Source organism: Cupriavidus sp. HPC(L), from assembly GCF_000307735.3.
In the GTDB taxonomy this organism is placed as follows: Bacteria; Pseudomonadota; Gammaproteobacteria; order Burkholderiales; family Burkholderiaceae; genus Cupriavidus.
In genome coordinates, this window is the sequence record NZ_AMPR02000191.1 from 1 (window position 1) to 5,794 (window position 5,794).

Sequence of the window (5,794 nt, forward strand, 5' to 3'; positions counted from 1 at the left end):
GCGACGCTGGAGGCGGCGCGGGGCTGCAACGGCGGCAACGGCGGCAGCGGCGGCAGCGGCGGCGGCAGCGGCGGCACGAACTGAGCGCGGCGGGTATCATCGTTCGATCGCGCCTTGCCGCTCATCCCAACGGGTAAGCATCCATGGAAGATCGAACCGAAATCGCCACGCTCGGTGGCGGCTGCTTCTGGTGCCTGGAGGCGGTCTATCAGCAGGTCGAAGGCGTGACCGCGGTGGAGTCCGGCTATACCGGCGGCCATGTCGACGATCCAAGCTACGAGCAGGTCTGCAGCGGGGATACCGGCCACGCGGAAGTGGTGCGGGTGTCGTTCGACCCGTCGGTGATCTCCTATCGCGAGATCCTGGAGATCTTCTTCGCGATCCACGATCCGACCACGCTCAATCGCCAGGGGAACGACGTCGGCACGCAGTACCGCTCGGTGATCTACACCCACTCGGACGCGCAGCGTGACACCGCGCAGCAGGTGAAGGCCGACATCGCCGCGCAAGAGCTGTACGACGGCCCGCTGGTCACGCAGATCGAGCCGGCGCAGCGCTACTGGCGCGCCGAGGCCTATCACCAGAACTACTACCGCAATCATCCGGAGCAGGGCTATTGCGCCTTCGTGATCTCGCCGAAGGTCGCGAAATTCCGCAAGAGCTTCGCGCACCGGTTGCGCGCGCAGTAGGCAGGCAGCAAGCGCGGCAATCGCAGCCACCACGGCAGCCGCGGGACGCTAGACGCCCAGCCGCTGTGCGATCGCCTCGGCCAGCCGCGCCAGCGTCAGCGGCGCGCAGCCCTCGGCGTTGTTGCTGACGATCAGATAGGCCGGCTGCCCGGCCTGCAGCGTGCGCACGGCCAGGTCGGCCGCGGCCGCCAGCGTCTGCGGATCGAGCACGTGCAGCCGGTCGAACGGCTCGAATGCCGCCTCGGCCTGCTCGTAGCCATAGCCCTGATGCAGCAGCCAGCGCAGCACCAAAGGCCCCGGTTCGCCCTCGTCGCGCAGTGCCTGCGCCGGGGCCTGGCGCGCCAGTGGCGGCATGCGGTCGCGCGCCGAGCAGCCCAAACGCACGCCGTGCGCGCGCAGCAGCTTGATGAAGCGCGGTGTCAGCAGTTCGGGATCACGCAGCTCGACCGCATAGCAGGCGTTCGGCGTCTGCGCCGGGTCGAGCGCGGGCAGGGCCGACAGGAAGGCGTCGAGGCGCGACAGGAAGCCGGCGGCATCGGCCGCCATCGCGCGCAGCGGCGACAGCTGGAACAGCAGCGGCCCGCATTTGGCGCCCAGCCCCGCGGTGGCCGGCGTAATGAAATCGCGGATCGCGATCTCGACATCGAGGAATGCCGCATTGGCGAGCCGGCCGGCGCCATTGCTGGCGCGCAGCCACGGATCGCAGACGCTGGCGGGCGCCTTGACCAGGAAACGGAAATCGTCGGGCACCTGGGCCGCGTAGGCCAGATAGTCGGCCAGCGGAATCGGCGCGTAGAAGCCGCGGTCCACGCCGGCCGCGCGCAGCAGCGGGTGGGCGGCATAGGCGGCGAGGCCCTTGCGCGACAGCAGGCTGTCGCTGTAGTCGCCGTCGTAGACCAGGCCCTTCCAGCCCGGATAGGACCAGGTCGAGGTACCGAGGTAGAGGTGGCGGGGCAGCCGGGCGGCCAGCGCCGTCAGTTCGGCGGAGGCAGCGACCGGCTGGACCGTCTTGCCGCGGCGAACACGCTGGGTCCCCGCTTTCGTGGGGACGACACCTCCATCCTGCGCGGCGTCGTCCCCGCGCAGGCGGGGACCCAGTGACTTTTCCGTTGGTGCCGTTGAAGCGGGCGGCAGGCCGCCAAACAAATCGTCAATCAAGCGTCTTGTCGTAGATGTAGTGGCGCGACCAGGGCAGCGTGTTCGACGGCTGGGTGGCCTTGTGGCAGACCACCTGGTAGATCGACATCTTCTCGCTGTCGAAGGCCTGCGCGCAGCCGGCCAGATAGACGCGCCAGATGCGGTATTTCTTCTCGCCGACCATCGCGCGGATGGTCTCGCCATGCGTCTCGAAGTTGTCGGCCCAGTGCCGCAGCGTCTGCGCATAATGCCGGCGCAGCAGCTCGACGTCGTAGGCCTCGAGGCCGCCCTTGGCCAGCGTATGCAGCACCATGCCGATATGCGGCAGCTCGCCCTGCGGGAACACGTAGCGGTCCATGAATTGCGCGCCGTCCATCGGCACCTTGCCGCTGTCCGGGTCGGGCGACGTGATGCCGTGGTTCATTGCGATGCCGTCGTCGGCCAGCAGCTCGCACATGCGGCTGAAGTAGGTGACCAGGTTTTCCTTGCCGACGTGTTCGAACATGCCGACGCTGGTGATGCGGTCGAAGGTACCGGTGACGTCACGGTAGTCCTGCAGCCGGATTTCGATCTGGTCCTGCAGTCCGGCCTGCCTGACCCGTTCGGTCGCCAGCGCGAACTGATTCTCCGACAGCGTGATGCCGACGCAGCGCGCGCCGAACTTCTGCGCGGCGCGCAGCACCAGCGCGCCCCAGCCGCACCCGATGTCCAGCAGCGTCTGGCCCGGCTGCACGCGGATCTTGGTCAGGATGTGGTCGATCTTCTTCAGCTGCGCGGTGGCCAGGTCCTCGGTGCCGTGCTCGAAGTACGCGCACGAGTAGACCATGTTCGGGTCCAGCCACAGCTTGTAGAAGTCGTTCGAGACGTCGTAGTGGTATTCGATCGACGCCTTGTCTTCCTGCTTGGTATGGGTGAAGCGTTGCGCGACGCGGGCCAGCGTGCTGCCGGCCAGTTGCGTGGTCGCGCGGGAGAAGCCGTAGCCGACCGCGATGATGTCGGCGAGCTTGCCCTCCAGATCGATCTTCTGCTGGACGTAGGCCTCGCCCAGGTTGTCCAGCGTCGGCGTCAGCAGCAGCGGCAGCGCGCCGGCCTCGCGCACCGTCAGCGTGACGGCCGGTTGTTCGAAGTTGCCCAGCGCGTATTCGTGGCCATTCCAGAGCCGCAGCTTGACGGGCAGGTTGGCCTTGTCGCGCAGTTCCGCGACCCAGCGCTCCAGTTGCGTGTCCAGTGCTTGCTTGAAAAACATGCGGCTTTCCTCCTGATGAATGGCGGCATATTTCCGAACGAACAGCTGTGGGCGGCCCCGCTTTCGGATATATCAAGCTGTGCCATACCCAACGCCAGAACACGCTGCCCGGTGCGTCTGGCGTTTCACTTTATACGCCAAACCACACCGGTGTGCAGTGCACTGCCTGAACCCCATGTCGATGTCAGGGGCAAACCAGGCACAACGGCGCGCCGGTCAGGACGATCACGGCGACAGGCGCGCGATGCGCCAGCTGCCGTCGGGCTGGCGCAGATAAGCGATGCGATCGTGCAGCCGCGACGGGCGGCCCTGCCAGAATTCGACGCGCGTCGGCGCCACGCGATAGCCGCCCCAATGCGGCGGCCGCGGCGGGTTCTCGCCGAAGCGCTGGCGGAACTCGGCCTCGCGCTGTTCCAGCAACGCGCGGTCGGCCACTTCCTGGCTCTGCGCCGACGCCCAGGCGCCGATGCGCGAGCCCAGCGGCCGCGAGGCAAAGTAGGCATCGCTCTCGGCCTCGCTGACCTTTTCGACGACGCCTTCGATGCGGACCTGCCGTTCGAGCTGAACCCAGTGGAACAGCAGCGCGGCGCGCGGGTTGACCGCGAGGTCCAGCCCCTTGCGGCTCTCGTAATTGGTGAAGAAGGTGAAGCCGCGCTCGTCGATGCCCTTGAGCAGCACGATGCGGGCCGACGGCTGGCCGCTTGCATCGACGGTGGCCAGTGTCATCGCATTGGGCTCGGGCAGCTTGGCGGTCAGCGCTTCCTCGAACCAGCGTTCGAATTGCGCGATGGGTTGTGGCGCGACATCGGCTTCGGTGAGGGAACCGAGCACATAGGTACGGCGGAGATCGGCGAGTTGCGTCATGGCGGGAAGGGCAGCGGCACGGCCGCGGAGGGAATGGCTGAAAATCGCTGAACGGTCTCCGATAGCGTTGGCACACCTGCTTGCGCGCGGCCGATATGCGGATCCGGATGCCTGGAGTATAGCGAAGGCATCCCGGCCCGCGAGCCGCCTGCCGACAGAGAACGGCCTCAGGCGGCGGGCGGCGGCAGCTTGCGCGACTGTCCGCGCGAATAGTAGCCGGCCACGCCCATCGCGCCGGCCATCGACAGGAAGATCGGCAGCATGCCCAGCGCGGTGCCCACCACGCCGAAGGTCAGCGGCCAGACCACCTGGCTGGTGTTCAGCACGGCCGAGCGCAGGCCCAGCGCCTCGCCGGCGCGGCCGGACGGCGAGGCGCTATGCAGGATGTTCATCACGTTCGGCTGCGCGCTGCCGAGCGCCAGGCCGAGCACGAACGCCAGGCAGCACATCAGCCAGAACGTGGAGACGAACGGGTAGAGCAGGTAGGCGATGCCGCCGACCAGCAGCGCGCCGCGGATGATCTTCCATTCCGAAAGATGGCGCGTGACCAGCGGCATCGCGATGCGGATCGCCAGCGTGGCGATCGCGAAGGCGCCGAGCACCCAGCCGATCGACGACGGCGACAGGCCGACGCGCGTGCCCTGGATCGGAATCAGGAAGGCATGCAGATCCCAGGCGGCGGACAGCACCGCGCTGGCGACGAAGACCGCGCGCAACTCGGGCACCATCAGCAGATCGAGCGCCGAGCCGCGGCCGCCGTCGAGCGTGGCCTGGCGTGCCGCGCCGGCGCCCTGCGCGGGCAGGCGGTCGTGCACCAGCCGCAGGCCGATCTGGCCGATCAGCGCGACGCCGACCAGCAGCAGGAAGGCGGGGCGATAGCCGGCGTGCTCGATCACGTAGCCGACCACCACCGGGCCGAGCGTGCCCGACACCGACAGGCCCAACGCGTGCCAGGTGTAATTGCGCAGCCGGGTCTCGTCGGTCGACAGCTGGCCGATCAGCAGCTGCATCGCGACCTGGACCAGCATGAAGCCGACGCCGATCAGCGCGCACGACAGGTACAGCGCGGCAATGCTCGGCCAGATCGCCGGCAACAGCGTGCCGCCGACCACCATCAGCGAGCCCGCGGTCATCGGCCGGCGCGGCCCGATCTGGTCGATGCGGCGCCCGGCGCGGATCGCCAGCAGCATCGGCAGCAGCGCGTACAGCGACATCAGCAGGCCGAGCGTGATGGTCGAGGCCTTCAGCGAAATGGCGAACAGGGAAACGACGACGCGGCTGGCGTTGAACGCCACGTGGTTGCACACCGTCAGCGCGATCAGAACACTGATCGGCATGGCGGCGGCGGGATACGGCGTCATTCGTGCAGGGACCGGGAAGCGGAGGGTGGAACGAAGGACCGGAAAGACCGGAAGACGGGAACAACCCGAAAAAAGACGAACGGGGGGCGGCATGCGCCGCGCCCCGCAACAGACCGCGCCCTGGGGCGCCATCTGCAAATTGCCATCCGTTTACAGCGTGGTGTTGTGCATCGAGCCGCCGCTACCGCCTAGCGTCTCCATGTAAATGGCCATTTAATTATCGGACGCTTGTTGACAGCGTGCAACGGTCTTTTAGGTTTTGGTGCAAAGAAAGGGGGCGTGCGTCCGGGAGTGTTGCGCTGGAGCATCGGTGGCCGATGCTCCAGCGCTGCGAAGTGGAGCGGGCAGCCCGTCAGCCGCCTTGATACATCGGCGATCTGTTGGGTCCAGGCGACGGTGCGGCCGGTGCGGTTGGGTTTTGGCGACGCGGATCGGCCTCGTTGGCTCCGGCCGGCGGCTGGGCGCCGGGCGCCGACGCCGGCGCGCGGCGATCGCGG

General features: G+C 67.9%; 5 protein-coding genes. 1 reads left to right on the plus strand and 4 read right to left on the minus strand.

Features of this window, described 5'->3' with window-relative positions:
• Window positions 1–143 precede the first annotated feature (143 nt).
• Window positions 144–689, plus strand: coding sequence for a peptide-methionine (S)-S-oxide reductase MsrA (gene msrA / locus B551_RS12460; RefSeq protein ID WP_006579979.1), 546 nt, complete (start codon window positions 144–146; stop codon window positions 687–689).
• 48 nt (window positions 690–737) lie between these two features.
• On the opposite strand, the gene B551_RS12465 is transcribed toward msrA, so the two are convergent.
• The 4 genes from B551_RS12465 to B551_RS12480 form a co-directional block, all read right to left on the minus strand.
• Window positions 738–1,847 (minus strand): DUF72 domain-containing protein, encoded by a 1,110-nt coding sequence (locus B551_RS12465; RefSeq protein ID WP_043439238.1) that lies wholly within the window; start codon window positions 1,845–1,847, stop codon window positions 738–740.
• Window positions 1,840–3,072 carry a cyclopropane-fatty-acyl-phospholipid synthase family protein gene (locus B551_RS12470; RefSeq protein WP_006579981.1) on the minus strand — a complete coding sequence of 411 codons (1,233 nt, stop codon included), beginning with the start codon at window positions 3,070–3,072 and terminating at the stop codon, window positions 1,840–1,842. The genes B551_RS12465 and B551_RS12470 overlap by 8 nt, the downstream gene beginning before the upstream one ends.
• 225 nt (window positions 3,073–3,297) lie before the next feature.
• Complete coding sequence (gene pdxH / locus B551_RS12475; protein WP_006579982.1) at window positions 3,298–3,936, minus strand: pyridoxamine 5'-phosphate oxidase; 639 nt, start codon at window positions 3,934–3,936, stop codon at window positions 3,298–3,300.
• A gap of 167 nt (window positions 3,937–4,103) precedes the next feature.
• Window positions 4,104–5,297 carry an MFS transporter gene (locus B551_RS12480; protein ID WP_006579983.1) on the minus strand — a complete coding sequence of 398 codons (1,194 nt, stop codon included), beginning with the start codon at window positions 5,295–5,297 and terminating at the stop codon, window positions 4,104–4,106.
• Window positions 5,298–5,794: the final 497 nt, after the last annotated feature.